The sequence below is a fragment of the Methylobacterium sp. 2A genome, from assembly GCF_009806555.1.
GTDB lineage: Bacteria > Pseudomonadota > Alphaproteobacteria > Rhizobiales > Beijerinckiaceae > Methylobacterium.
In genome coordinates, this window is sequence record NZ_VUOK01000013.1 from 71,048 (window position 1) to 92,585 (window position 21,538).

Here is a 21,538-nt window from a genome sequence, read left to right on the forward strand (position 1 = left end):
CGTCGTCACCGGATGCCCTCCGTGCCCCCACCTCCGCGCGACCCTAATTCCAGCTTCAGGCCGCCGCGAGGCGTCGCGTGAGCGCGGTGGATGTTTGGCTGGTCGATCTCGCCGTATCGGCGGACCAGCTCGACCTCTGCGCGCAGGTGCTCGACCGCTCGGAGCGCGAACGCGGCAACCGGTTCCTGCGGCTGGAAGACCGCGCGCGCTTCGTCGCGAGCCACGCTGCGCTCCGGCTGATCCTGGCGGAAGCGCGCGCCTGCAGCCCGTCCGAGATCCGCCTGACCGCGAACGCCGCCGGCAAGCCGAACCTCGCGGCGCCGGCCGGAAGCGCTCAGGCGTTCAACCTGTCGCATTCGGGGACCCGCGCCCTTATCGGCCTCGGGGACTCGGCGGATATCGGCGTCGATATCGAGCTGATCCGGCCGATCCCGGACGCGGTGCGGATCGCGCGGACGCATTTCGCGCCCGACGAGGCCGCATCCCTCGCGAAGCTTCCCCCCCATGCTGTCGAGCCGACCTTCTTCGGCCTGTGGACCCGGAAGGAGGCGGTTGTGAAGGCACTCGGCACCGGCCTGTCTCTGCCGCTCAACCGCTTCAGCGTGACCCTGCCGCCCGCGGCCCCGCGCCTGCTGGGCAATTCCGCTGGATGGACCCTCGCCGCAATCGAGGCCGGACCCGGCTATGCCGCCACCGTGGCGGTTCGCGCGGCTGACATAGCGTTCCGTCATCATAGGCTTTCGCCGGACTGGCCTGATCGGCTCGGCGAAAAGCGTGCAAACCGCGCTTGCGGCCCAGCCAAGGCACGGCTATAAGCCCGCTCACCGGCCCAGGCAGCGATGCAGGCCGGCCTTCGGAGTGTAGCGCAGTCTGGTAGCGCACCACGTTCGGGACGTGGGGGTCGCAGGTTCAAATCCTGCCACTCCGACCAATACTAAGCGCTGTCTCTGATAACTGGCCCGACAGTTATACCGACAGAAACCCTCTCAAAAGCGGATCTTGAGCCCACCGCCGCGACGCATGTCCGCGTCCGCGCGACGCCCCGCAGCATGGCCTACGCGATTCCCTCCGTCGGCGACCTGCGCCGCACATCCGAGGCGTCGAACGACGGAATCGAGGCGCTGGGTCAGGCGGCGGTGTGGAGCGCGCGGACGGGCCTGCGGCTGATCTGAACCGACGAAAGGCGCCTAGGCGAAGCCAGGGCGCCCAGGTTTTGACGGATGTTAGCGGTCAAAGGTCAGTGCATCAGGCCGACCTTCGTCAGGACGACGGTGCCAAACGCGCTCGCCGGCGCACCCCACACCCGCTTGTCTATCGTGCCCAGGCGCCTCTCGACGCCTTCGATCCGCTCGTGAATCGCTTCGTCGTCTTTGTCGATTTCGGAACGGGGCACGAACGTCGCCATCGCCTGCATCACGTTGGTGTGGCGAGCCTCCGCAGCCGCCCTCGGCGGGGCCGGGCTTCAGACGGTGCGGGACTGGATCGTGGCGTTCAACGCGCACGGCCCGGACGGGCTGATCGGCGGAAAGACGCCCGGGGCCTGTCCGCGCCTGAACGCCGAGCGGCGTGAGGTTCTGCCCGGGCTCATTGAGCGGGGTCCTGCGGGGCATGGGCTACCGCAAGCTCTCCGCTCGCCCGCGCCACCACGCCCGGGACCCGGACACCATCCCCGCTTTCAAAGAGACTTCCCCGCCCGCACGGAGGAGATCGCGCAGGCCGCCGGCGGCAAGCCGAGAGAGATCTGGTTCTCCGACGTCCTTCGACAGGCTCAGAACGAGGACCTCTGGCAGTTCATGCGCGACAACGGGCTCGGAAATCGCGTCTTCACATCCTACGCCGACATCCTCGACCACTGCTGCCATGCCTGGAACCCCCTCATCGACCAATCCGCGCGCATCATGTCCATCGGACTGCGCGCATGGGCCCATGGGTTCTGATCAACGAGAGTTGGTATAAGCCTTTGCTTCAACGCGCTCTCCTGCGCCGAAGCGGCGTCCGCTGAAGCGGAGAGCGCTCCAGCCGTTCCCGAGCGCAACAAAGAGCGCGTTCGGTGGTAATTCCTGGCGGCACCTCACGAAATCCATCCGTCCCAGCGGTCTTCCGACTCGACAGCATCGCGGATGGTCTGTGAGGTGAACACGAGCGCGCAGAGGATGTGGGATCTTGCGACCCTGGCGGGACGGACCGAACGACCGGCGGAACTACCATCACGGCAACCTGAAAGAGGCGCTCATCGAAGCGGCACGCCGGTTCATCGCCGAGCGCGGGATCGGCGGCTTTACGCTGGTCGATGCCGCGCGCCTCGTCGGCGTGACCCCCGCCGCCCTGTACCGGCATTTCCGTGGTCGGGAAGCGCTGCTGGAGGAACTGGCCGGACGCGGCTTCGCCGAGCTGGCCGCCCGCTTGGCGCGGGCGCTCACGTCGCGCGGCACGCCCTTGGAACGGTTCACCCGCATGGGTGAGACCTACCTCGCCTTCGCCGAGGAGGAGCCGGCCTATTACGCCGCCATCTTCGAGACCCGCGGCCTTGCTGCCGGCTCCGAGCGCGACGACGTGGCCGACATCGGAAACACCGCCGCACGGCCCAGTCCCTTCGACCTGCTGGTCGAAGCCCTCCAAGCCACGTTCGCCGACGGGTTCGGCGGCGTCGCACCCCGCTTCATTGCTCTCGAAGTCTGGGCGCTCGCGCATGGTCTCGCGACCCTCTCGGCCGCCGGGCATCTGCCGCGCGGCCCTGGCTTCCCCGACAAGTACGAGCTGTTGCGGGCCGGCGTCCTCGCGCTGGTCCACGGGGCCGCGCACGGGCCGAACCCGGCACGGCCTTGAAAGCTGGCTCAGGCGCCCGCATGTTAACCGCGTTCACATGAACAGCGGAGCTTTGCCGTGACCTCTCAAACCTCCTCACCCTGGGCGACCGGCCGGCTCTGCCGCTCCGGCCCGTTCCCGCGCCGCTCACTGGAAATCGGGGCGATCGTCGTCGGCTTCATCTACTGGTGGCCGGTCGGCCTCGCGTTGCTGGCCTGGAAGTTCGCCGGCTATCCGGCCTTCGCCGAGATGCGCGACACGGCCCGGCGGACCCTCTCCGACATCGAGGGCGCCCGCCCGGTCTCGCGGTTCGCCCGTGCCTTTGAGGCGGCGAGCCGGCGCGACAGCTCCGGCAACGCGGCCTTCGACGCCTATCGCCGGGCCGAGCTCGATCGTCTGGAGGCCCAGCGGCGGGCCCTGGAGGAGGAGGGCCGTGCCTTCGCGGCGTTCCTCGAAGAACTGAAGCGGGCGAAGGACCGCGAGCAGTTCGACGCCTTCATGGCCAAACGCCGGAACAACGGCGGCGAAGGCCAGACGGCCTGACGCCACCCTGCGGGTGCGCTCGCACGCGCCCGCAGGGCTCACGTGCATCGACCGGTCTCCAGACCGCGCCGCGGCTGACGAACGGATCGCGTCCGTCAGCCGGATCGATGCCGGCGCCCGTCAGGCAGCCCGGATGCCCGTGAGGAAGCGGCTGACCTCGGCGGTGAGGTGTTCAGATTGCCGCGACAGCTCGGAGGCCGCCCCGAGCACTTGGCTCGCCGCGCGTCCCGTCTCCTCCGCCGCGTCGGCCACGCCCACGATGTTGTTCGTCACCTCGCCGGTGCCCTGCGCCGCCTGGCCGACATTGCGCACGATCTCCTGCGTGGCGGCGCCCTGCTGCTCGACCGCCGCCGCGATCGAGGTCGCCACACCGTTGATCTCGCGGATCCGTGCGGTGATCGAGCTGATCGCGTCGACCGCCTGACCGGTCACGCCCTGAACCCGGCCGATCTGCTGGCTGATCTCCTCGGTGGCCTTCGCGGTCTGCTCGGCGAGCGCCTTCACCTCGGCGGCGACCACGGCGAAGCCGCGGCCGGCGGCCCCCGCTCGGGCCGCCTCGATCGTGGCGTTGAGCGCGAGCAGGTTGGTCTGCCCGGCGATGGACGAGATCAATCCGACCACGTCGCCGATCCGGGTCACGGCGCCGTTCAGCTCCAGCACCAGCGCGCCGGTCTGATCGGCTTCGCCGACGGCCGTCTGGGCGAGCTGAGCCGAACCCTGGACCTGTCGGCCGATCTCCTGGACGGAGGTGCCAAGCTCCTCGGCCGCCGCCGCCACGGTGTTGACGTTGGTGCCGGCCTCCTCGGCGGCCGCGGCGACCGCGGTCGACTGAGCCGAGGTCTGGCCGGCCATGGCCGACATGGAGCCGGCGGTGGCCTGCAATTCGGTGGCCGAGGCCGAGACCTGCCCGACGATGCCGCCGACCGCGCGCTCGAAGCTGTCGGCCATCTCGCGCATCCCGAGCTTGCGCTGCTCCTCCGCCGCCGCACGGGCCCGCGCGGCCTCGACCTCCAGAGCCCGAGCCCGGATCATATTGTCCTTGAACACCTGCACGGCGGTCGCCATCGCGCCGATTTCGTCGTGGCGGCCGATATGCGGCACAGGCGTGCCGGTATCGCCTTCGGCGAGCTTCGACATCGCGGCCGTCATCCGCTGGATCGGCCGCGAGATGGAGAGCAGACCGAAGACCGCGGCGCCCAGGGCCGACGCGACGGCGAGCCCGATCCCGACGAGGGCCGTCAGGGATGCCGAGTTCGCGCCCGCCATGGCCTCATTCGCATCGTGCGAGGCGATCTCCTCGTCATGCGCGACGAGCTGTGTGAGCGTCTTGCGGGCGTCGTCGTAAAGGGCGACGACCTCGGATTTCACGAGCAGCGCCATGGCGTCCTGCGACTGGCCAGCCTGCATCAGGCGGCGCGCGTCACCGTCCACCCGCTCGAACTTGGTCCAGGCAGCCGCGAAGGCGTCGTAGAGGGCTCGCTCCTGGGGGGTGACGATGAGCGCCTCATAGGTCTTGCGAGCCTCCGCCAGCCGCGTGTGCGTCGCCGCGAGGCTGACTTCGTTCTCGGCCACCTTTTCCGGAGTGTTCGACAGCAGGATCAGCCGATATTGCTTGATCCGAACTTCGGACACCGCGATCTCAATCGCGCTGATCTTCTCGACGGAAGGTAGCCAGTTGGTCGCCAATGCCGTCGTCGATCGGCGTATCGCGGATGCGTCGCGAAGCGACAGGCCGCCCTGTCCCGCCGAGATCAGCGCGAGCAATCCGAAAAGGATGGTCAGAGTTGCTTTGATTGACAGTTTGAGTTGCATGGCGCGTGCCAAATGCCTGCTGCAGGAAGCCGGGGGGGAGCAAAAAATGCGAGACCTGAATTAAGGCGCGACGTGCGAACAGCAAGCCGGACCCGATGCGGTAATGACATCCGATTATATATTTGAGTTGTTTGTCTAGTCGGTGAAAAATAGATTTTATATTGTACTGAGAGCAGAAATCATCAAAATTACTGCATCCTGTAACGTCTTTTATTTAAATTCTCTCCCGCAAATTTTCTAGAATTATTTAAATTTACATGTTTCAATCTTAGGTTTTACCACTGCGGATCAATACGCGGTTGCAATCAACGTTCCCCTTTCGATAACAGGAGTGCGCGGAATAGACATGCTTAAAAGGGCGTAATAAATTTTTTTACCGAGAAGGCAGAGATTTCTGGCTCGTTCCATTTCGGACACTTCAGCCCCGCCTGCGGGTGTTCGCCCCGTGACTGGGGTCAGTTGCAGCCCGACACCCCCTGTTTCGCGGACGCTTCACGACGATGCAGCGCGCCGAATCGGCCACTCGGAAGTTGCACCGCAGCCCTGGCTCCTGCATGTCACAACAGCCGGGGCGCGCAGGGGGAGGACCATGCCGATGGGTCAGGTCACCGTGGTGGATCACCCGCTCGTGCAGCACAAGCTGACATACCTGCGCGACAGGAACCGCTCGACCAAGGGGTTCCGACAGCTCCTGAACGAGATCGGGATGCTCCTGGCCTACGAGGTCACGCGGGACCTGCCGCTGGAGCCGGTGACAATCGAGACTCCGCTGCAGCCGATGGAAGGCCGGCAGATCCAGGGCAAGAAGCTGGTCCTCGCGCCGATCCTGCGGGCCGGCGTCGGGTTTCTCGACGGGATGCTGTCGCTCGTTCCCTCGGCGCGGGTCGCGCATGTCGGCCTCTACCGGGACCCGGAGACCCTTGAGGCGGTCGAGTATTACTTCAAGGCGCCGTCGGATCTCGCCGACCGGACGGTGCTCGTCCTCGATCCAATGCTGGCCACCGCCAATTCGGCGATCGCGGCCCTCGACCTGCTGAAGGCCCGGGGGGCGTCCGACCTGCGTTTCGTCTGCCTTCTGGCTGCGCCGGAAGGGCTCGCCAAATTCCAGGAGGCTCATCCCGACGTGCCGCTCTGGACCGCGGCGATCGACAGCCACCTGAACGATCACGGCTACATCGTACCGGGCCTCGGCGATGCCGGGGACCGGATGTACGGCACCCGGTAATCGGGAGCGCTCATGCTGGCCGTTCAGTCCGGCCATGCCGACCGGCGGCGCTACCGTCTCCGGGCATCGGTACGGATCCGGCCGAGCACCCGGGCCAGTTGCTCCACGGAATAGGGCTTCTGGATCAGGTCGAAGCCGTGGACGCCCTCCTGCGCGAGCACGTGGCTGTAGCCCGAGGTCAGCACGACGGGCAGGTCCGGCAGGCGCCGTTCGAGTTCCCGGGCGAGCGCGATGCCGCCCATGCCGGGCATCACCACGTCGGAGAACACGGCGTCGAAGCGGAACGGGATCTTCTCGATCTCCATCAACGCGTCCTCGGCATTCGTCGCCCAGACGGTGTTGTGGCCCAGATCCTCGAGGATCTGCGTGGCGAACCGGCCGACCTCCAGGTTGTCCTCCACGACGAGGATGCACAGGCTGGCGCCGTCGAAATCACGCTCGTCGCGCGGGCGCGCGTCGGAGGTCTCGGGGGCCTTCTCGACCTGCGGCAGGTAGAGGGTGAAGGTGGTGCCCGCGCCGGGCGCGCTCGCCACGTCGACATCGCCGCCGGATTGCTTGGCGAAGCCGAAGACCTGCGACAGGCCGAGCCCGGTCCCCTTGCCGATCTCCTTGGTGGTGAAGAACGGCTCGAAGATGCGCGGCAGCACGTCGGGCGCGATCCCGATGCCCGTATCGGCGAGCGACACGGCCGCGAAGGTGCAGCGCGACCCGGCATGGCCGCGGATCGCCGGCATCGGCCGTCCGCCCACGAGCCGGAGGGTCAGGGTGCCCTGGCCGCCCATCGCGTCGCGGGCGTTGACGGCCATGTTGATCAGGGCGGTCTCGAACTGGCTGAGATCCGCCCGGATGTAGCAGGGCTCGTCCGGGATCTTCGTCTCGACGGTGATGCGCGCACCGGTCACCGAGTCGAGCATCTCCGCGACGGCGCGCAGCGAGGTGCCGACATCGAACACCTCCGGCCGCAGGGCCTGACGGCGGGCGAAGGCGAGGAGCTGCCCGGTGAGCTTGGCGGCCCGGTCCACCGTGTCGGAGATCGCCTCGACATAGCGTCGGCGCCGCTCGTCGGGGAGGTCCGGCCGCTTCAGCAGATCGGTGGAGGACTTGATGACGGTGAGCAGGTTGTTGAAATCGTGCGCCACCCCGCCGGTGAGCTGGCCGACCGCCTCCAGCTTCTGCGACTGGCGCAGGGCCTCCTCGACAAGCTGGCGCTCGACGCTTTCGGATTGGAGCCGGGCATGGGCCTCCGCGAGGGCGCGCATGTTGCGCCGCTGCTCGGTCAGGTCGGTAAGGATCCCGCAGAGCAGGGGCTGGTCGCCCTGGCTCTCGAAGCGGCTGAGCGACAGGAACGTCGCGCGCTCGGTCCCTTCCGCGGCGAGGAGCTCGATCTCCTCGCGCACCGGCGCCGTCATCGCGGTCTGCACCAGCCGGTCGAGGTCGGTGCCGCCCGAAACGAAGGTGCGCAGCGACCGTCCGAGCAACCGCTCCTGCGGTTCGCCGAGCATGTCGGCCAGGCGCCGGTTGCAGTAGAGCAAGATGCCGTCGAGCCCGAGGGTGAAGGCGCCCTCCTGGATCTGCTCGATCAGGACCCGGTACGGCCGGTCGGCGTTCTCCAGCGTGTAGACGAGGCGCTCGTGGTTCGGGCCCTCCACCACCACGGCGTCGAAATCGCCGCGCCGGATGGCGGCCAGCGTCTCCTCGCTCTCCTCGAGACGCGCTTCGAGCTCCCGGATATGGGCGCGGTAAGCGTCCGGGCTCGGCTCGTCGCCGGGCATCAGGGCATCCACGCTCATCGCTGCGTCTCGTCGGCCGGCTGGATGTTGAGTCCGCGCAGGATCCGCTCCGCGTCCAGCAGGTCACCCGCGATGCGCCGCTCCGGATGCGGCGCGAGCTTCAGCAGGATCGGGGCGGCGAGAATCCCGTCGCGCTCGGCGAGGTCGGGCTGCTGATAGATGTCGACGATCTCCAATTCGTAGCGGCCGGCAAGGTGCGTCTCGCAGACACGACGCACCGCTTCGACCGCGCGCAACGAGCGCGGTGCGGTTCCGGCGACGAACAAGCGGAAACGATAGCGATCCGGGAGGTCGGAGAGTTCCGCCGATCCGCTCAAGGCTCGTCCGCCCTCTGGCGGATGTCGAGACCGACCAGGACCTTCTCGGTGTTCGACAGGTCGCCGATGATCCGTTTCAGGGGCGAGGGGAGGCGGCGGACCAGGGTCGGGATGGCGAGGATCTGATCGCCGGCCGCCAGCTGCGGATTTTTCATGAGGTCGATGACTTCGATGTCATAGCGGCCTGCCAGATGCTCCTCGCAGAAGCGCTTGAGGTTCGCCATCGCGGCGAGGGATTTCGCCGTCTGTCCGGCGACGTAGAGGCGCAGATGATAGTGGCCCGGATCGCGGTCGGGATCCGTCTCGGGCGCCGGGTCTTCCGAGGTCGCTTCGCTCATTCCGCAGCCCTCCGCCGTGCGATCAGCTCCCGCCGCTCCACCTCATCCGCCGCGACGCGCGACTCGTCGTCCGCGCGCAGGCGCGCTTCCTCGTCCTCCGCGGCGTCCAGGCTGGCCCGAATTTCCGCGAGCTGACGGTCGAGGGCCGCCCGGCGCCGGACCACATCGCGCAGCCGCCGCTCGTTCTCATACAGGCGCTGCTGCGCCTCGGCCCGCTCGCGGGCCTCCTGAACAACGCGGGCCGTGCCCGTGAGCACCCCCGCGGTGCCGATATAGGCGTCGATCAGCCGGATTCCGCCGGACGACATCAGAAATTCGCGGATCTGATTGGAGTGGCTCATGCCGCGCGCCTTGATGACGTAAAGCGTGCGCGTGCGCTCCCCGTTCGCCTCCATGTTCTGAAGCTTGATCCAGGCATCCATCAGCGAGGACACGCCGAGGTCGTCGTCACTGATGAGCGAGCCGTCGCTTCGCAGGGTCGTGAAGATCGCCGTGATACCGCGGGTCTTGATCAGGTCGATCATGCGCAGGAGCGCCCCCTGCAATTCGCTGGCCGGTCCCCGCAGCGCCGAAATCGGATCGATCACGATCAGGTCCGGCCGGAACTGGTCGAGGTCGCGGTGCATCCGGGCGAGGTGTGTTTCGAGGCCGTAGAGGCTCGGCCGCGCCGCCTCGAAGCGCAGCAGGCCGCTCTTCACCTGTGCTTCGAGATCGAGCCCGATCGAGGCCGCGTTGCGGATGATCTGTGGTCCGCTCTCCTCGAAGGCGAAGATCAGAGAGCGCTCGCCGCGCCGGCAGGCGGCTTCGACCATGGAGGCCGCCAGCATGCTCTTGCCAGTGCCCGACGCCCCGGAGACCAGGATGCTGGAGCCGCGATAGAATCCGCCCGGTGCCAGCATGGCATCGAGCCCGGCGATCCCGGTGGAGATCAGACCGGTCGGTCCCACATAGTCGAGCTCGGCCGAGGTCACCGGGAGGACGCTGATCCCCGCGTGATCGATCAGGAACGGGTACTCGTTGGTGCCGTGCGCCGAACCCCGGTACTTGACCACGCGCAGCCGCCGCGTCGTGATCTGGTCGTCGACCCGGTTGTCGAGCAGGATGACGCAATCGGAGACGTATTCCTCCAGCCCCTGACGGGTGAGCTGACCCTCGCCGCGCTCGCCGGTGATGATCGCGGTGAGGCCGCGATCCTTGATCCAGCCGAACAGCCGGCGCAGCTCCGCGCGCAGCAGCGCCGGGTCGGTGAAGCCGGCGAACAGCGTCTCGATCGTATCGAGCACGACGCGCTTGGCGCCGATACTGTCGACCGCGAAGCCCAGGCGGATGAACAGGCCTTCGAGGTCGTACTCGCCGGTCTCCTCGATCTCGCTGCGCTCCACGCGGACGTGATCGATGGCGAGCTTGCCCGCCGCCACAAGCCCGTCGAGGTCGAAGCCCAGGGAAGCGACGTTGGCGGCCAGATCCTCGGCCCGCTCCTCGAAGCTCATGAAGACGCCGGGCTCGCCGAACCGGGTCGCGCCATTGACCAGGAAGGTGGTGGCGAACAAAGTTTTTCCGCAGCCCGCTGCCCCGCAGATCAGCGACGGCCGTCCGGCCGGGAGGCCGCCGAAGGTCAGGTCGTCGAATCCTTCGATGCCCGTGGGCGCTTTGGGCAGCGTCGGGGCGGTGCGTTGATCGGGCACGATACGGGCTGTCCTGGACGTCTCTGGTGAAGGACGGGCGGAAGCGGTTTGCGATCAGGGATCGTGCCGGCCGCGCCGACGACCTGCAGGCCGGGAAAAAGATCGGCCCGGTTCGGGTATGGCAACGCTGCCCGCAGCGCAATATGCCGGGGCGCCGCCGGCCTTCGGTTGAAAGCCGGCGCGCTGCCCGCAACAGGGAGTTGGTTGCCATGCTGGACGGGGATGTCGATCGGGATGCCCTGACGGCCCCCGCGGTCGCGCGCAACCGCGACGCGATCCTCGACGTACTGCGCGGGGTGCTTCCGGCGCGGGGCACCGTGCTGGAGATTGCCAGCGGATCCGGCGAGCACGCGATCCACGTCGCTGCGGCGCTTCCGGGCCTGACTTGGCTGCCGAGCGATCCCGAGCCGGAGGCTCGGCGCAGCGTTGTGGCTCATACAAGCCGCGCCGGCCTCACCAATATCCTGCCCCCGCTCGCCCTCGACGCCCGCGAGCGCGCATGGCCTGTCGGCCCCGTCGATGCGATCGTCTGCATCAACATGATTCACATCGCCCCGTGGAGCGCGACGGAAGGGCTCATGGCCGGCGCCGGCCGCGCCCTGGCCGAAGGCGGCATCCTGTTCCTCTATGGACCGTTCCGCGAGGGCGACCGGCACAGCGCCGACAGCAATGCCGCCTTCGATGCATCCCTGCGGGCCCGAGATCCGGCCTGGGGCGTGCGCGACCGCGAGGCCGTCACCGCGGAGGCTGCGCGGCATGGACTGCGTGCCATCGAGCGCGTGCCGATGCCGGCCAACAACTTGAGCCTGATCTTCCGCCGGGCCGGAAGGTGACGGGCACTTCGTCACCTGCTCGCAAAACTGTACATTGAATTCAGGCGCGCGGATGTTGCACACTCCCGGCGTGATCCCGATGCGGCGGCAAAAGCCGCACGGGCCGCAGGAGGAAGCCCATGCCGATGGAACGCAGCGTTTCGAGCCGGGTCCTCGCCCTGCTCACAGTGGCCGGACTGGTGGGAGCGGGACCGGCGCGGGCCGCCGACCCGATCAGGATCGGGGTGATCGCCGAGGCGCAGTCCGTGGTCGGGGCCTCGATCCCGCAGGCGGTGCAGCTCGCCGCCGACGAGATCAACGCCAAGGGCGGAGTCGACGGGCGGCAGATCCAGGTCGTCACCTATGACGACAAGTCCTCCGCCTCCGACGCCGTGCGTGCGTTCCAGCGGGCAGTCTCGGAGGACAAGGTCAACCTCGTCATCGCCAGCTACATCTCCGAAGTCGTGCTGGCGCTGATGCCCTGGGCGGCGCGGCTCAAGACGCCGATGATCACCCCCGGCGCGGCCTCGAACGAGATCAGCCTCGCCGTCCACAAGGATTACGCGCGCAACAAGTACACCTTCCACGGCTACCTGACCTCGGCGGCCCTGGCGCAGTCGATCTGCGATTCGACCAAGGACATGCTCATCGACCTGATGAAGGTGAAGACCGCCGCGATCATGAGCGAGGACGCGGCCTGGACCCGCCCGCTCGACGTCGGTTACGAGAAGTGCCTGCCCGAGATCGGCGTGAAGGTCGTCGATCATATCCGCTTCTCGCCGGACACCGGCGATTTCACGCCGATCTACAACAAGATCGAGGCGGCCAAGCCTGATCTCATCGTCACCGGCATCTCGCATGTCGGCGTGCAGCCGACCGTGCAGTGGCAGAACCAGCAGGTGCCGCTGGCCATGACCGGCATGAACTCGCAGGCGACCTCCTCGACCTTCTGGTCGAACACCAACGGCGCGACACAGGGCGTGATCTTCCAGAGCATCGCGGTGCCGGGGGCCGCGATCACCGGCAAGTCGCTCGCCTTCAGCGATGCCTTCAAGAAGCGGTTCAACAGCGACCCGTCTTATGCGGGCTACATGGCCTACGATCAGGTCTATTACGCCGCCGAAGCGGTGAAGCGCGCCGGCTCCACGGAGGCCGACAAGCTCGTCGATGCGCTGGAGAAGACGGATTGGGAGGGGACGGTCGGGCGCACGCAGTTTTACGGCAAGGACGATCCCTTCACCCACTCGATCCGGTACGGACAGGGTTTCGTCACCGGGCTGATGGCGCAGTGGCAGGATGGCAAGCAGGTTGCGATCTGGCCGAAGGGCCTCGCGCAGGGGCAGATCGTGCTTCCTGCCGCCGTCAAGGCCGCGGCCCGTTAGTCCGGCACGTCGAAAGCCACGCTTGCCAAGCGCCGCCTGCGCCATAATCAAGACGGTTCGCGCCCGCGCGGCGCGGCCCGCAGAACGTACGCGTTGAGGACGCCTGGATGGCCAGCACTGCCCTGCCCGAGACCATGCGCCAGATCCGCTTCACGGGTCCGGGCGGCCCGGAGGTGATCGCAGTCGCATCCGTGCCGTTGCCGAGTCCGGGACCGGGGCAGGTGCTGATCGAAGTGGTGGCCGCCGGTGTGAACCGGCCGGACGTGATGCAGCGCGCAGGCCTGTATCCGCCGCCGCCCGGAGCGACCGAGGTCCCCGGCCTCGAAGTGGCGGGCCGTATCGCTGCGCTCGGCGCGGGCGTCGATGGCCTGTCGATCGGCGACGAGGTCTGCGCCCTGGTGATCAGCGGCGGCTATGCCGAATTCGCCGTGGCCGAAGCCAGCCATTGCCTGCCGCGGCCGAAGGCCGTCTCGCTGGTCGATGCCGGCGGCCTGCCGGAGACGTTCTTCACCGTCTACTCGAACGTGGTCCAGCGCGGCCGGCTCGCCGCCGGGGAGAGCTTTTTGGTCCATGGCGGATCGAGCGGCATCGGCGCCACCGCGATCCAGATCGCCAAGCATGTCGGCGCGAAGGTGTTCGCCACGGCCGGCTCGGCTGAGAAGTGCCGCTTCTGCGAGGATCTCGGGGCCGACGCCGCGATCGATTACAAGCAGGCGGATTTCGCCGAGGAAGTGCAGCGCCTCACGGACGGGCGCGGCGTCGACGTCATCCTCGACATGATCGGCGCGAGCTATCTCGCCCGGAATCTCAAGTCCCTCGCGCCGGATGGACGGCTGGTGATGATCGCCCTGATGGGCGGCTACAAGGTCGACGGCCTCAACATCACGCCGATCATGCGCAACCGCCTGACCTTCACGGGCTCGACCCTTCGGCCGCGCCCGAAGGCCGACAAGGCCGCGATCGCGGACGGCCTGCGCCGGGATGTCTGGCCCGAGCTCGATGCCGGTCGGATCCGCACCGTCACCCACGCCACCTTCCCGCTGGAGCAGGCACAGGAGGCGCATGCGCTGATGGAATCGAGCGCGCATCTCGGCAAGATCCTGCTTACCACCGGCCGCTGACCACCCATCTGCAGGAACCCGCTTCGCCGGCTCCGCGTTGGCGGCCGGTAACGGGATCGTGTCGCAGACCGCGCCTCCGCGTGTTGCGTCCCGCAGACGAGGATGTGTGTCGATGGCCGAAAGATTGAATCCGCAGGAAGGCCGACAGGGCGAGCGGGGCAAGCCCGTTCTGTGGGTGCTGGTGGCGAGCCTCGTCCTCCTGGCGATCGCCACTGTCGGGCTGCTGACCTGGAACGGTGCGACTGCGCCGAAGGATTATGCCAGCCAGAGCCAGGACGCGTCGCGGCGCGAGGTGACGGGCTCGGTCAATGGGCAGTCCGGCGCTGCCTCGCCTTCGAACAGCACGGGCGTTCCAGGTGGTAATCCGTCCTATCCGCAGCCGGCTCAGCCGGGCGCGAATGGCGGCGCGGCGAAGTAGCCGAGCCTGGGGCGGCTCCACTGCCGCCCCTTCCGCCCGATCAGCGGGTCGGTATCGGCGTCGGCCCGCGGTAATCGTAGAAGCCGCGCTTCGCCTTCCGGCCGAGCCAGCCGGCCTCGACATATTTCACGAGGAGCGGGCAGGGGCGGTATTTCGAATCCGCCAGCCCCTCGTAGAGAACCTGCATCACCGACAGGCAGGTATCGAGGCCGATGAAGTCGGCGAGCTGGAGCGGACCCATCGGATGGTTCGCGCCGAGCTTCATCGCGGTGTCGATCGACTCCACCGAACCGACGCCCTCGTAGAGCGTGTAGATCGCCTCGTTGATCATCGGCAGCAGGATGCGGTTGACGATGAAGGCCGGAAAATCCTCCGACATCGTCGAGGTCTTGCCGAGCTTGGCGATGAACGCCTTGGCCGCCTCGTAGGTCGTATCCTCGGTGGCGATGCCGCGGATCAGCTCGACGAGCTGCATCACCGGCACCGGGTTCATGAAGTGGATGCCGATGAACTTCTCCGGCCGGTCCGTCGCCGCGGCCAAACGGGTGATCGAGATCGATGACGTGTTGGTGGCGACCAGCGCCTCCGGCTTAAGCGACGCGCACAGAGTCGAGAAGATCTCCCGCTTCGTGGCCTCGTTCTCCGTCGCGGCCTCGATGACGAGGTCGCAGGTGCCGAGTGCGTCGAAGTCCCGAGCCGGGCTGATCCGCGCCCGCGCCTCACGGCTGCCCTCATCGGACAGGCTGCCCTTGGAGACCAGCCGGTTGAGATTGCTCTCGATCAGACCCAGCCCGTTCTCCAGGCGGCCCGGATCGCGGTCGTTCAGCAGGACGTCCAGACCGGCCGCGGCGCAGACCTGCGCGATGCCGCTGCCCATCTGGCCCGCACCGATGATCCCGACCCGCTTGATCTCCATGTCCATCTGTCGACCTGTGCCCCTGATACCGATGCCCGGCCGCCCGACCCGACGGATTGTGCCTGACGGCGGCACGCCGTATCGCCGTCGCCGCCTTCTAGACCAATCACCGGCACGGAAGGAACCCGCGAGGCCTGACCTTGCGAAAGGGCCGGCTTCGCCTGCGCCCGGATGTTCCCGGCCGTTACTGGCCCTTCGCCTTGCCGATCTCCGATTGCAGTTCCGGAACGACCTGGAACAGGTCGCCGACGAGGCCGTAATCGGCGACCTGGAAGATCGGAGCGTCCTCGTCCTTGTTGATGGCGACGATGACCTTCGAGTCCTTCATGCCGGCGAGATGCTGGATCGCGCCGGAGATGCCCACCGCCACGTAGAGATCGGGCGCCACGACCTTGCCGGTCTGACCGACCTGCCAGTCGTTCGGCGCGTAGCCCGCATCCACCGCAGCCCGCGAAGCGCCCACCGCCGCGCCGAGGCTGTCGGCCAGCGGCTCGATCAGCTCGTGGAACTTGTCCGAGGAGCCCAGCGAGCGCCCGCCCGACACGATGATCCGCGCCGAGGCCAGTTCCGGACGGTCGGACTTGGCGATCTCCTCGCCCTTGAAGGTCGAACCGGCCGCAGCGGGCGCGGAGGCGGCAACCGGCTCGACCGGGGCCGCGGACCCACCCTCGCCGGCCGCCTTGAAGGCCGCCGTGCGCACCGTGATCACCCGCTTGGCCGCGGGCGTCTGAACCGTCTGGATCGCGTTGCCGGCGTAGATCGGCCGCTCGAACGTGTCGGGCCCGACGACCTTGATGATGTCCGAGACCTGCGCCACGTCGAGCAGGGCGGCCACCCGCGGCAGCACGTTCTTGCCCGTGGTCGAGGCGGACGCGATGATCGTGTCGTAGGGTTCGGCGATCGACGCGATCAGCGCCCCGACCGGTTCGGCGAGATCGTGGTCATAGGCCGCGTCCTCGGCGACCAGCACCTTCTCGACACCGTCGAGCTTCGCGGCCAGATCCGCCACCGCCTTCGATCCCGAGCCGAGTACGAGGGCGTGGATCGGCGCGCCGATCTCCTTGGCGGCGGTCAGCGCCTTGAGCGTCCCGTCCTTGATCTGGCCGTTGCCGTGCTCGACGAAGAGAAGTGTCGTCATGGTCGTCTCGAATCCCCGGAATTGATGACGCGAGGCTCGACCCGGTGCGGGGAGCCTCGCCTGCCGATCAGATGACGCCGGCCTCGACCTTGAGCTTCTGGACGAGCTCGGCCGCCGAGCCGACCTTCACGCCCGCCGAGCGCCCCGGCGGCTCGGCGGTCTTGAGCACCTTGAGCCTCGGGGTGACGTCGACGCTGAGCGCGTCGGGGGCCAGTTCCTCGAGCGGCTTCTTCTTCGCCTTCATGATGTTGGGCAGGCTGGCGTAGCGCGGCTCGTTCAGACGCAGATCCGTGGTGACGATCGCCGGGAGATTCAGGCTTACCGTCTGCAGGCCGCCATCGACCTCGCGGGTCACGTCGAGGCTGCCCTCGCCGGCCTCGATCTTGTAGGCGAAGGTCCCCTGCGGCCAGCCGAGCAGAGCGCCGAGCATCTGGCCGGTCTGGTTCGAGTCGTCGTCGATCGCCTGCTTGCCGAGGATGACGAGCTGCGGGCTCTCCTTCTCGACCACGGCCTTGAGGAGCTTGGCGACCGCCAGCGGCTCGCAATTCACGTCGGTCTTCACGAGGATCGCCCGGTCGGCCCCCATGGCCAGCGCGGTGCGCAGCGTCTCCTGCGCCTGCTGCGGGCCGATCGAGACGGCGACGATCTCGGTGACCTTGCCCTTTTCCTTCAGGCGGATCGCCTCCTCGACGGCGATCTCGTCGAAGGGGTTCATCGACATCTTGACGTTGGCGAGTTCGACCCCGGAGCCGTCGGCCTTTACGCGGATCTTGACGTTGTAGTCCACAACCCGCTTGACGGGCACCAGCACCTTCATGGCGGTCACGATCCTTCCCCGCAGGATTCTTGTCGTCGTGCAGGCCGTTCTCGCGGGCACCACCGAGGCGCCGTCGCGGAGGCGTGCAGGGCGGCCGGACCGTAGCGGCCACATTTCCGCCTTGTCAACGCGGCGCGGTGGAGGTTGCGGGAAAAGCGGGGCGGTGCGTCAGCGGTTCGCGCCGGGCACCCAGAGCACGTCGTCGGCGCCGTCGCCATTGGCGGCCCGGCTCGCGACGAACAGGAAGTCCGACAGGCGGTTCAGATACCGCAACGCTTCGGGCGAGACGATCTCGTTCTCGTGAGCGGCGAGGCTCACCGCCAGACGCTCGGCGCGGCGGCATACGGTCCGGGCGAGGTGCAGGGCCGCCGCCGCCGCGGAGCCGCCGGGCAGCACGAAGGATTTGAGAGGCGGGATCGGGGCGTTCAGCGCGTCGATGTCGCGCTCAAGCCGCTCCACCTGGCGCGCGACGATCCGCAGCGGCTCGTAGGGGAGGGGATCCGGACTCGGCGGCGTCGCGAGGTCGGCGCCGAGGTCGAAGAGATCGTTCTGGATCGCCCCGAGCATGTCGTCGAGCGTCCCCGTCGTATGCACACGGACGAGGCCGATGCAGGCGTTGGTCTCGTCGACTGTGCCGTAGGTCTCGACCCGGAGATCCGCCTTGGAGCGGCGCTGGCCGTCTGCCAGGGCGGTCGTGCCGTTATCGCCGGTGCGCGTGTAGATCTTGTTGAGTTTGACCACGCGGCGGGATGCCTCAGAACGTGTAGCCGATCTTGCCGCCGAAATTGGTTAACCCGCGATTGTTCGCGCAGAGGCCCGCATTCGACATATGCTCGATGGTGGCCATGATGCTCCAATGCTCCGTCAGACGAAAGCCCAGGGCGGCGGCTTCGCGGAACATCGGCGAACATCCGAGCGTGTTGAAGCCGTAGGGCGTCTCGGCCTTGGGACCGGTGTAGCCGTTATGGGCGACGCCGCCGAAGAACCCGTCGAGGAACACGCGGCGGTTGAAGGTCTCTGGGAAGACCTCCAGGGTCCAGGTCGCGCCGAGATAGGCGTAGCTGGTCCGGCCGCCGGTGTTGTAGCTGCCGCCCACCGTGGGCCGCGGCACGAAGGCCTGCCAGAAGGGATCGGCGCTGATGACCGGCTTGGCGAACAGGATCTCGCCGTTCACGTTCGCCTTGCTGAAGCCCGGGAGCTTGCCCTCGGCGCTGCCGGGGTCCTGAACCGAGCCGCCGATCCGCACCTCCGAGACGATGCTCAGCGGCTGGACCGGCGCCGCGTAGGCAGCGGGTGGCGGCGGCAGGTCCGCAGCCGAGACCGGCAGGATCGCCGCCAGGGAGATCAGGCCTACGAGACAGGTGCGGGAAGGGGCAGTCATAAGGCCTCGGCCGGAGCGGCTTGGCAGTTCGGTTCTGCCGAGCGTAGCACGGTGCCGTTCCGCTCCAGTCGGCAATTCATCCGCCCGCCCCGCGAAAAGGGTGAGGTGCGGCGGTCCGGTCACACCTTCGGTTTCAGGCTCAGGCCGAGCGCCACCAGACCACGCCCATGATGATCACGATGGCCACGAATTGCAGCAGGACCCGCAGGCGCATCAATTTCTGCGAGAGATTCGCGCTCCCGCCGCGCATCATGTTGGCCAGCCCGAAGAGCAGCACGAGGGCCACGGCCAGGCAGGCCAGGAGGACGAGGGTGTTGGACGACATGACTACGACGATCCGGGCGTGATGGGGACCGGCGGCTGATTCCCATCACGGGTTGAGGTGGAAGGGGTTCAGTTGCGGCGGAGCAGGCGCTCGAAATAGTCGAGCTCCTCGCGGGGCCGGGTCGGGTCGCCGAGTTTGCGGCGCAGTTCCTCCATGATGCGCCGGGCGCGCTGAACGGCGGATTCGTCAGCCGTCGGCACGCGGACCCGTCCGTCGCTCATGTCGCGGCCGCGGGTCGGGCGGCCGAGCGGGTCGTCGTCCCGGGCGCCGGCCTGACCCTGCTGCCCCGGCTGCTGCCCGCCCTCCTGCTGGCCCTCGCCCTGGCCTTCGGCCATCTCCTGCATCTGCTGCGCCATGCCCTCGGCGCCCTTCTTGAGACCCTCGAGGGCGCGGCCCTGCGCGTCGACCGCCTCGTCGGAATCGCCGTCCTTCAGGGCGTTCTCGGCCTCACGCATGGCGTTCTCGGCATCGGACAGGCCCTGCTCGCCGCGCATGCCGTTCTCCTTCATGCGCTGCTCCAGCTCTTCCAGCCGCTGCCGCAGCGCCTGCTGGCGCTCGCCGACATTGCCCTGCTGTCCTTGGCCCTGCTGTCCTTGGCCCTGCTGTCCTTGGCCCTGCTGGCTCTGACCCTGTTGCCCCTGCAGGCCCTGCTGCTTCTGGCCCTGCTGGCCGCGCTGGCCCTGTTGCTGCTGGCCGCGGTTGGGCGGGCGCTGGCTACCGCTCGGCTCCTGCCCGTCCTTGAAGGTCTGATCGCGCAGGCCCTGCTGCTCGCGCGTCATCGCATCGAGATCGCGCATCTGCTTCTGCATCTCGCGGGAGGCCTGATCCGAGCGGCTGCCACGCTCGGCAGTCTGGAGGTTCTCCAGGATGTTGCGCAGCTGCTCCATCAGGCGCTGTGCCTCGGCCGTGTCGCCGCGCTTCATCGCCTCGGCCATGTCCTGGATCATCTTGTCGAGATCCTCGGGCGTGACGGTCTTGGATTGCTGGCTGTTCTGCTGGCGCGCCCCGGTTTTGTTCGGGTCGCGACCCTGCTTCTGCGCCATCTCGGACAGGAACTTGTCGAGCGCCTGCTTCAGGTCCTGGGTGAGGCGCTTGATCTCGTCATCGGGCGCGTTGCGCTCGATCGCCTCCTTCAGCCGGTCCTGCGCTTGCCGCAGTTGCTTCTCGGCGTCCGAGAGATCGCCGTCCTCGATCTTCAGCGCCATCTCCCAGAGCAGGTCGGCGACGTCCACGAGGTCTGAATCCGACCGGGCGCGGCGCAGGCGCTCCGTGGCCGTGCGCAGCCCGAGGAAGATCGCCGGCTGCGGCGTGAACATGTCGGGGGCGACCAGCAGGGCATCGAGCGCGGACTGGACCCAGGGACGATCCGTATCGGGCGCGGTCACGAGCCGGCGCCGATCCTCCGCCAGCGCGCGCGCCAGCGGGTCACGGAATGGACGCGCCGGCAACGTGATCTCGGTTTCCGGCGTATGGCCTTCCTGCCCCGCCTCGTCCTTGACGACGATCTGGTAGCGCACGCGCGCGCCCGACCACGGATTGTCGGTGAGGTCGACCAGCGTCTTGGTATCGGTGTCGCCGGAGGCATCGCCGGGGAGGGCGAGGCTGATATGCGGAATCGGAACGAGCGCGCGGCCGGGCTTGACCGGCACGATCGCCGCCTCGGCCGAGCTGATCCCGTAATCGTCCTTGGCGCGATAGGTCAGATTGAAGGTCCCGCGCCCGTTCACTTCGGGGCCGCCGATTGCGGTCACCTCCGGCGGCCGATCGGGGATCGCGTCCACGGTCAGGCGCTGCCGGCCGGCCGGCGTGACGATCGTCAGTTCCGCATTGCCGGCGATCCGGTAGCGCTCCTCGCGGAGATCCGGGCGCGGCTCCTGGCCGGGGACGGGGACCAGCCTCGCATTCGGCGTCAGGGTGGTGTCGGCCGCGGCCTTGCCCTGGCCGGCGATGCGCACGATCAATTGGGCGTTGACCGGCGCCCGCAGGTGCTGGTCGCGGCCGTCCATGGCGATCAGCAATGGCGGCAGCCGCGTGTAGAGCGGCGGATCGATCCAGCCGTCGACGCGGAAGTTCGGGCCGGGCATCGCCGCCTCGTGCCAATCGAAGGCGGCGCCGATCCGGTCGCGCCATTCGGGGCCGGCCGCGAACAGGCTGGCGGCTGCCGCGACGATCAGGCCTGCGCGGAGTGCGAAGGGATCACGCCGCACCATGCCGGGCCGGGGGAGTCCGACCCGGAGATTTGCAACATCCCGCGCCGCGCGGCGCTGGTGAAGATCCCAAAGGGCACGGCTGCCCGCATCGGCGGCGCCTACGGCGAGGGTGTCCTGCGCGGCCGAGGCCGGCCCGTGACGCAGGGCGGGCTCGCGCACAGCCGCCTCCCGGTCCAGGCGGGTCAGGGCCGCGCGTCGCCCGATCCGCCTGAGGTGGACGAGGGGCAGGAGCGCGGCGACCAGCAGACCGGCCAGGATGACCAGTCCGACCTGACGCCAGAATGGCGACAGGTCGAGCCAGAGACCCGACCAGGACAGGATGAGGAAGAGCAGAATGACGGCGAGGCCGCGCCAGAGGACCGGCCAGAGCTGCTCCCACAGGGCCGCGACGCGCGCCTGGGCGACCAGCCGGTCGAGCCGTGCGAACGCCGTCGCGGGTCGCGGCGTCGCGCCGGTCGTGGTGCCCTTGCCTTCGGAGCCGTTCCTGCCGATCACGCCGATCG

The 21,538-nt window shown here is 68.2% G+C and carries 23 protein-coding genes, 1 tRNA gene and 1 pseudogene; 11 read left to right on the forward strand and 14 right to left on the reverse strand.

Annotation, left to right across the window (positions count from 1 at the left end):
* Positions 1 to 77 precede the first annotated feature (77 nt).
* The 3 genes from FVE89_RS06465 (at position 78) to FVE89_RS31495 (ending at position 1,172) form a co-directional block, all read left to right on the forward strand.
* The gene (locus tag FVE89_RS06465; protein WP_160533216.1) at positions 78 to 815 is read left to right on the forward strand and encodes a 4'-phosphopantetheinyl transferase superfamily protein; all 738 of its coding nucleotides are present in this window, start codon (positions 78 to 80) and stop codon (positions 813 to 815) included.
* Positions 816 to 854: 39 nt separating this feature from the next.
* Positions 855 to 931: transfer RNA gene (locus tag FVE89_RS06470), tRNA-Pro, on the forward strand.
* A gap of 118 nt (positions 932 to 1,049) precedes the next feature.
* Entirely contained in the window at positions 1,050 to 1,172 is a 123-nt protein-coding gene (locus tag FVE89_RS31495; protein ID WP_281408947.1) for a hypothetical protein, read from the forward strand.
* Positions 1,173 to 1,237: 65 nt separating this feature from the next.
* On the opposite strand, the gene FVE89_RS06475 is transcribed toward FVE89_RS31495, so the two are convergent.
* Positions 1,238 to 1,405 (reverse strand): hypothetical protein, encoded by a 168-nt coding sequence (locus tag FVE89_RS06475; RefSeq protein ID WP_160533217.1) that lies wholly within the window; start codon positions 1,403 to 1,405, stop codon positions 1,238 to 1,240.
* Between the two features lie 31 nt (positions 1,406 to 1,436).
* Between FVE89_RS06475 and FVE89_RS06480 the strand changes: the two are divergent.
* The 3 genes and pseudogenes from FVE89_RS06480 to FVE89_RS06490 all read left to right on the forward strand — a co-directional run.
* Positions 1,437 to 1,937, forward strand: a pseudogene (locus FVE89_RS06480) (hypothetical protein); the annotation flags it as partial.
* Between the two features lie 226 nt (positions 1,938 to 2,163).
* On the forward strand, positions 2,164 to 2,826 hold the full coding sequence (locus FVE89_RS06485) for a TetR/AcrR family transcriptional regulator (RefSeq protein ID WP_160533218.1): 663 nt from the start codon (positions 2,164 to 2,166) through the stop codon (positions 2,824 to 2,826).
* 57 nt (positions 2,827 to 2,883) lie between these two features.
* Positions 2,884 to 3,348 carry a DUF2852 domain-containing protein gene (locus FVE89_RS06490; RefSeq protein WP_160533219.1) on the forward strand — a complete coding sequence of 155 codons (465 nt, stop codon included), beginning with the start codon at positions 2,884 to 2,886 and terminating at the stop codon, positions 3,346 to 3,348.
* Between the two features lie 120 nt (positions 3,349 to 3,468).
* On the opposite strand, the gene FVE89_RS06495 is transcribed toward FVE89_RS06490, so the two are convergent.
* Both FVE89_RS06495 and FVE89_RS30965 read right to left on the reverse strand, forming a co-directional pair.
* Entirely contained in the window at positions 3,469 to 5,103 is a 1,635-nt protein-coding gene (locus FVE89_RS06495) for a methyl-accepting chemotaxis protein (RefSeq protein ID WP_246730524.1), read from the reverse strand.
* Positions 4,988 to 5,245 (reverse strand): hypothetical protein, encoded by a 258-nt coding sequence (locus FVE89_RS30965; RefSeq protein WP_246730532.1) that lies wholly within the window; start codon positions 5,243 to 5,245, stop codon positions 4,988 to 4,990. Before FVE89_RS30965 ends, FVE89_RS06495 begins: the two co-directional genes overlap by 116 nt.
* A 504-nt stretch (positions 5,246 to 5,749) precedes the next feature.
* On the opposite strand from FVE89_RS30965, the gene upp reads away from it, so the two are divergent.
* A complete protein-coding gene (gene upp / locus FVE89_RS06500) occupies positions 5,750 to 6,385 on the forward strand; it encodes a uracil phosphoribosyltransferase (RefSeq protein ID WP_160533221.1) in 636 nt (211 codons plus the stop codon).
* A 50-nt stretch (positions 6,386 to 6,435) separates the two neighbouring features.
* On the opposite strand, the gene FVE89_RS06505 is transcribed toward upp, so the two are convergent.
* Genes FVE89_RS06505 through kaiC form a run of 4 tightly spaced genes read right to left on the reverse strand, consistent with a single transcriptional unit; the run spans position 6,436 to position 10,515 of the window.
* On the reverse strand, positions 6,436 to 8,175 hold the full coding sequence (locus FVE89_RS06505; RefSeq protein ID WP_160533222.1) for a PAS domain-containing sensor histidine kinase: 1,740 nt from the start codon (positions 8,173 to 8,175) through the stop codon (positions 6,436 to 6,438).
* The gene (locus tag FVE89_RS06510; RefSeq protein WP_160533223.1) at positions 8,172 to 8,492 is read right to left on the reverse strand and encodes a circadian clock KaiB family protein; all 321 of its coding nucleotides are present in this window, start codon (positions 8,490 to 8,492) and stop codon (positions 8,172 to 8,174) included. The genes FVE89_RS06505 and FVE89_RS06510 overlap by 4 nt, the downstream gene beginning before the upstream one ends.
* Positions 8,489 to 8,830 carry a circadian clock KaiB family protein gene (locus FVE89_RS06515; protein WP_160533224.1) on the reverse strand — a complete coding sequence of 114 codons (342 nt, stop codon included), beginning with the start codon at positions 8,828 to 8,830 and terminating at the stop codon, positions 8,489 to 8,491. Before FVE89_RS06515 ends, FVE89_RS06510 begins: the two co-directional genes overlap by 4 nt.
* Positions 8,827 to 10,515, reverse strand: a complete 1,689-nt coding sequence (gene kaiC / locus FVE89_RS06520; protein WP_160533225.1) for a circadian clock protein KaiC — start codon at positions 10,513 to 10,515, stop codon at positions 8,827 to 8,829. The genes FVE89_RS06515 and kaiC overlap by 4 nt, the downstream gene beginning before the upstream one ends.
* A 209-nt stretch (positions 10,516 to 10,724) precedes the next feature.
* On the opposite strand from kaiC, the gene FVE89_RS06525 reads away from it, so the two are divergent.
* The 4 genes from FVE89_RS06525 (at position 10,725) to FVE89_RS06540 (ending at position 14,248) form a co-directional block, all read left to right on the forward strand.
* The gene (locus tag FVE89_RS06525; protein WP_160533226.1) at positions 10,725 to 11,348 is read left to right on the forward strand and encodes a DUF938 domain-containing protein; all 624 of its coding nucleotides are present in this window, start codon (positions 10,725 to 10,727) and stop codon (positions 11,346 to 11,348) included.
* A gap of 119 nt (positions 11,349 to 11,467) precedes the next feature.
* Positions 11,468 to 12,709, forward strand: a complete 1,242-nt coding sequence (locus FVE89_RS06530; RefSeq protein WP_160533227.1) for an ABC transporter substrate-binding protein — start codon at positions 11,468 to 11,470, stop codon at positions 12,707 to 12,709.
* Positions 12,710 to 12,816: 107 nt separating this feature from the next.
* The gene (locus FVE89_RS06535) at positions 12,817 to 13,830 is read left to right on the forward strand and encodes an NAD(P)H-quinone oxidoreductase (RefSeq protein ID WP_160533228.1); all 1,014 of its coding nucleotides are present in this window, start codon (positions 12,817 to 12,819) and stop codon (positions 13,828 to 13,830) included.
* Between the two features lie 112 nt (positions 13,831 to 13,942).
* The gene (locus FVE89_RS06540) at positions 13,943 to 14,248 is read left to right on the forward strand and encodes a hypothetical protein (RefSeq protein ID WP_160533229.1); all 306 of its coding nucleotides are present in this window, start codon (positions 13,943 to 13,945) and stop codon (positions 14,246 to 14,248) included.
* Positions 14,249 to 14,288: 40 nt separating this feature from the next.
* Here FVE89_RS06540 and FVE89_RS06545 read toward each other — a convergent pair whose 3' ends face one another.
* The 7 genes from FVE89_RS06545 to FVE89_RS06575 all read right to left on the reverse strand — a co-directional run bounded on the left by FVE89_RS06545 (position 14,289) and on the right by FVE89_RS06575 (position 21,530).
* Positions 14,289 to 15,170, reverse strand: coding sequence for a 3-hydroxybutyryl-CoA dehydrogenase (locus FVE89_RS06545; RefSeq protein WP_160533230.1), 882 nt, complete (start codon positions 15,168 to 15,170; stop codon positions 14,289 to 14,291).
* Positions 15,171 to 15,348: 178 nt separating this feature from the next.
* On the reverse strand, positions 15,349 to 16,302 hold the full coding sequence (locus FVE89_RS06550; protein ID WP_160533231.1) for an FAD-binding protein: 954 nt from the start codon (positions 16,300 to 16,302) through the stop codon (positions 15,349 to 15,351).
* 67 nt (positions 16,303 to 16,369) lie between these two features.
* Positions 16,370 to 17,119, reverse strand: a complete 750-nt coding sequence (locus FVE89_RS06555; RefSeq protein ID WP_160533369.1) for an electron transfer flavoprotein subunit beta/FixA family protein — start codon at positions 17,117 to 17,119, stop codon at positions 16,370 to 16,372.
* Positions 17,120 to 17,287: 168 nt separating this feature from the next.
* Positions 17,288 to 17,860 (reverse strand): cob(I)yrinic acid a,c-diamide adenosyltransferase, encoded by a 573-nt coding sequence (locus FVE89_RS06560; protein WP_160533232.1) that lies wholly within the window; start codon positions 17,858 to 17,860, stop codon positions 17,288 to 17,290.
* A 13-nt stretch (positions 17,861 to 17,873) separates the two neighbouring features.
* Positions 17,874 to 18,500, reverse strand: coding sequence for an acyloxyacyl hydrolase (locus tag FVE89_RS06565; protein WP_160533233.1), 627 nt, complete (start codon positions 18,498 to 18,500; stop codon positions 17,874 to 17,876).
* Positions 18,501 to 18,639: 139 nt separating this feature from the next.
* Complete coding sequence (locus FVE89_RS06570; protein WP_160533234.1) at positions 18,640 to 18,825, reverse strand: twin transmembrane helix small protein; 186 nt, start codon at positions 18,823 to 18,825, stop codon at positions 18,640 to 18,642.
* 68 nt (positions 18,826 to 18,893) lie between these two features.
* On the reverse strand, positions 18,894 to 21,530 hold the full coding sequence (locus FVE89_RS06575) for a TIGR02302 family protein (protein WP_160533235.1): 2,637 nt from the start codon (positions 21,528 to 21,530) through the stop codon (positions 18,894 to 18,896).
* Positions 21,531 to 21,538 lie beyond the last annotated feature (8 nt).